The following is a 3,770-nucleotide window of genomic DNA, read 5'->3' as shown; positions in this document are numbered from 1 at the left end:
CCCCCCCCCCCCCCCCCCCCCCCCCCCCCCCCCCCCCCGGCGAGCCGATCGCGTTCGGCCAGCCGCTCCCGCTCCGTGCGGGCGAGGTTCGCGAGGCGGCTCGCGCCGGCGCCCCGCCAGACGTGGCAGATCGACAGCGCGAGGGCGTCGGCGGCGTCGGCCGGTCGCGGCGCCTCGCTCAGTCGCAGGATGCGGGTGACCATCGCGGTGACCTGCGCCTTGTCGGCGCGCCCCGTGCCGGTGACGGCGGCCTTGACCTCGGTCGGGGTGTGCATCGTCGCCGGTATGCCACGTCGCGCCGCCGCGAGGAGGGGCAGGGCGGTGGCCTGGGCGGTCCCCATGACGGTCGCGACGTTGACGTCGGCGAAGACCCGCTCGATGGCGACGGCGTCGGGCCGATAGCGGTCGAACCACTCCTCCATCCGGTCCTGGAGATGGACGAGCCGGTCCCCCGTCGCCTCGGACGGGGAGGTCCGCTCGACGCCGACCGCGACGAGCCTCACCCGGCCGGGGACACCGTCGACGACGCCGATGCCGCACCGGGTCAGGCCGGGGTCGACTCCGAGGACGCGCACGTCAACTCCTCCGCGATCGCCGAACAACTGTTCGGCATCCACGGTAGGTCACGCCGCCCCGATTCCCCGTCGACACGCCGAGGTCTGGGCGGCCGGATCACCGGGAGCGACCGTGGCCGTCAGTCCGCGTCGAGGGCCTCGAGGATGTCGTCGCTGATGTCGCCGTTGGCGAAGACGTCCTGGACGTCGTCGGAGTCCTCGAGCGCGTCGACGACGCGGATCATCTTGCGCGCCCCCTCGAGGTCGAGCGGCACCTGCATGCTGGGCACCCACGACGCCTCGGCCGAGTCGTAGTCGATCCCGGCGTCCTGGAGGGCGGTCCGGACGGCGACGACGTCGGAGGCCTCGGACACGATCTCGAAGGACTCGTCGAGGTCGTTGACCTCCTCGGCCCCGGCGTCGAGGACGACCTCGAGGAGCGAGTCCTCGGACACGCCGTCGCCCTTGGGGACCATGACGACGCCCTTGCGGTTGAACAGGTACGACACGGAGCCGGGGTCGGCGAGCGACCCGCCGTTGCGGGTCAGCGCGGTGCGTACCTCGGCCGCCGCGCGGTTGCGGTTGTCGGTGAGGCATTCGATGAGGATGGCGACCCCGCCCGGGGCATACCCCTCGTACGTGATCGTCTCGTAGTGGGCCGCGCCCGCCTCGGCGCCCGATCCGCGCTTGACGGCGCGGTCGATGTTGTCGTTGGGGACCGAGGACTTCTTCGCCTTCTGGATGGCGTCGTAGAGCGTGGGGTTGCCCGAGGGGTCACCGCCGCCGGTCCGGGCCGCGACCTCGATGTTCTTGATGAGCTTGGCGAAGAGCTTGCCGCGCTTGGCGTCGATGGCAGCCTTCTTGTGCTTCGTGGTGGCCCATTTGGAGTGGCCGCTCATGAACGATTCCTCACGATCTCGACGAACATCTCGTGCACTCGGTGGTCCCCCGTCACCTCGGGGTGGAATGACGTGGCGAGGAGGCTCCCCTGCCGGACCGCGACGATCCTACCGGCGGCCGCGTCGTGCTCGACCCGCCCGATGACCTCGACGGCCGGCCCCACCTGCTCGACCCACGGTGCCCTGATGAAAACGCCGCGGACCGTCCCGTCGATTCCCGCGATGTGGAGGTCGTCCTCGAAGGAGTCGACCTGACGCCCGAACGCGTTGCGCCGCACCGTGACATCGAGCCCGCCGAGGGTCTGCTGGTCCGGCCGGCCGTCGGCGATGCGATCGGCGAGCATGATCATGCCGGCGCAGGATCCGTATGCAGGGAGCCCCTCCGCGAGGAGCTTGCGGAGGGGGTCGAAGAGCTCGAAGGCGCGGACCAGCTTGTCCATCGTCGTCGACTCGCCGCCGGGGATGACGATGCCCTCGATGTCGTCGAGCTCCGAGGGGCGTCGGACCCGGGTCGGCTCGGCGCCGCATTCCTCGAGGGCGCGAACGTGCTCGCGGACGTCACCCTGGACGGCGAGGATCCCGATGTGGGGGCCGGTCGGCATACATGTCCTTTCGGGGCGTGACGGGAAGGGGGACGGTCAGTCGTCCTGCTGGACACCGAGATCGACGCACCGGCCGTCCCAGCCGGGAAGCAGCGACTCGACGAGGTCGGGGAGCTCGACGGGGTAGACCGTCCCGGCGGAGGCGCGCAGGTCCGCGAGGTGCCACCAGCGGATCTCGTCGACGAATGAGGTCTCGACGTCGGTCCAGCCGGCGCGGCTCAGCGGGGCGGCGGCCTCGCTGAGCGTCACCCGGGTGAGGTAGAAGACCTCGTCCTGTCGGCATACGTCACCGAGGAAGGGGAACTCCGCGGTCCGGGTGATGACGGGACCCTCGAGCCGGCTCTCGTCGAGGATGAGCCCGGTCTCCTCCGCGAGCTCGCGGAGGGCTCCCGCGGCGTCCGACTCGTCGGGTGCGATGCCGCCGCCGACGGTGAACCACCACCGCTGCGTCGGCTCGTCGATGTCGTGCCCCTGGACGAGAAGGAGCCGGTCGTCCTCGTCGAGGACGACGACGCGGGCGGCGCGCCGGAAGAGCCGCCCGTCAGCCTGTCGCGTCCACTCCTCGTCGGGTCCTTCGAGGGTCACCAGCCGCGCTCGGCGAGCCGGTGCGGCTGCGCGATCTCCTCGACGTTGATGCCGACCATCGCTTCGCCGAGGCCACGGGAGACCTTCGCGATGACGTCGGGGTCGTCGTAGAACGTCGTCGCCTTGACGATCGCCTCGGCCCGCTGGGCGGGGTTGCCGGACTTGAAGATGCCGGAGCCGACGAAGACACCCTCGGCGCCCAGCTGCATCATCATCGCCGCGTCGGCGGGCGTCGCGATGCCGCCGGCCGTGAAGAGGACGACCGGGAGCTTGCCCGCCTCGGCGACCTCCTTGACGAGCTCGTACGGCGCCTGGAGCTCCTTCGCCGCGACGTAGAGCTCGTCCTCCGGCAGGCCGTGCAGGCGGCGGATCTCCTGGCGGATCTGACGCATGTGGGTCGTCGCGTTGGAGACGTCGCCGGTGCCCGCCTCCCCCTTGGAGCGGATCATCGCCGCGCCCTCGGTGATCCGCCGGAGCGCCTCGCCGAGGTTCGTCGCGCCGCAGACGAAGGGCACGGTGAACGCCCACTTGTCGATGTGGTTCGCGTAGTCGGCCGGGGTGAGGACCTCCGACTCGTCGATGTAGTCGACCCCGAGACTCTGCAGCACCTGTGCCTCGACGAAGTGGCCGATCCGGGCCTTGGCCATGACGGGGATCGAGACGGCGGAGATGATGCCGTCGATCATGTCGGGGTCGGACATCCGCGAGACGCCGCCCTGGGCGCGGATGTCGGCCGGCACGCGCTCGAGGGCCATGACGGCGACGGCGCCGGCGTCCTCGGCGATCCGGGCCTGCTCCGGCGTGACGACGTCCATGATGACGCCGCCCTTGAGCATCTCGGCCATGCCGCGCTTGACGCGGTGGGTGCCTCGCTCGGTGCGGGCGGTGGGCGCGGGGGTCGTGCTGTCGGTCATCGTCGTCCTGTGCGAGAAAGTGGTGTGGGACGGGCGCGTCCTTGACACGCCGCTCCTCCGATTGTATGCCGCGCGCTCACCTCTCCCGACCGCCCCACCTGTCCGCCGGTCCGGGCCGGAGGCCCGCCCCTCTCCAGGCTCCATCGTCCCTCTCCGGCGCCGCCGTGGGTCGCAGCTTTATCGGGTGACCCCGGAACACCGAGCCTCACCGCAGCT

5 protein-coding genes are annotated in these 3,770 nt (G+C 71.3%); all 5 read right to left on the bottom strand.

Annotated features, from left to right (window positions below; genetic code table 11):
• On the bottom strand, positions 1-575 hold a 575-nt coding region (gene ruvC / locus BN12_RS19490), incomplete at its 3' end, for a crossover junction endodeoxyribonuclease RuvC (protein ID WP_083454785.1).
• Between the two features lie 119 nt (positions 576-694).
• Positions 695-1,453, bottom strand: coding sequence for a YebC/PmpR family DNA-binding transcriptional regulator (locus tag BN12_RS19485; protein WP_048555116.1), 759 nt, complete (start codon positions 1,451-1,453; stop codon positions 695-697).
• The gene (gene pdxT, locus BN12_RS19480; RefSeq protein WP_048555114.1) at positions 1,450-2,055 is read right to left on the bottom strand and encodes a pyridoxal 5'-phosphate synthase glutaminase subunit PdxT; all 606 of its coding nucleotides are present in this window, start codon (positions 2,053-2,055) and stop codon (positions 1,450-1,452) included. The genes BN12_RS19485 and pdxT overlap by 4 nt, the downstream gene beginning before the upstream one ends.
• Before the next feature lie 36 nt (positions 2,056-2,091).
• A complete protein-coding gene (locus BN12_RS19475) occupies positions 2,092-2,640 on the bottom strand; it encodes an NUDIX hydrolase (protein WP_235432473.1) in 549 nt (182 codons plus the stop codon).
• The gene (gene pdxS / locus BN12_RS19470; RefSeq protein ID WP_048555111.1) at positions 2,637-3,554 is read right to left on the bottom strand and encodes a pyridoxal 5'-phosphate synthase lyase subunit PdxS; all 918 of its coding nucleotides are present in this window, start codon (positions 3,552-3,554) and stop codon (positions 2,637-2,639) included. The genes BN12_RS19475 and pdxS overlap by 4 nt, the downstream gene beginning before the upstream one ends.
• Between the last annotated feature and the right edge of the window lie 216 nt (positions 3,555-3,770).

Source organism: Nostocoides japonicum T1-X7 (assembly GCF_001046855.1).
Lineage (GTDB): Bacteria > Actinomycetota > Actinomycetes > Actinomycetales > Dermatophilaceae > Nostocoides > Nostocoides japonicum.
This window is presented reverse-complemented; position numbering and strand designations above follow the sequence as displayed.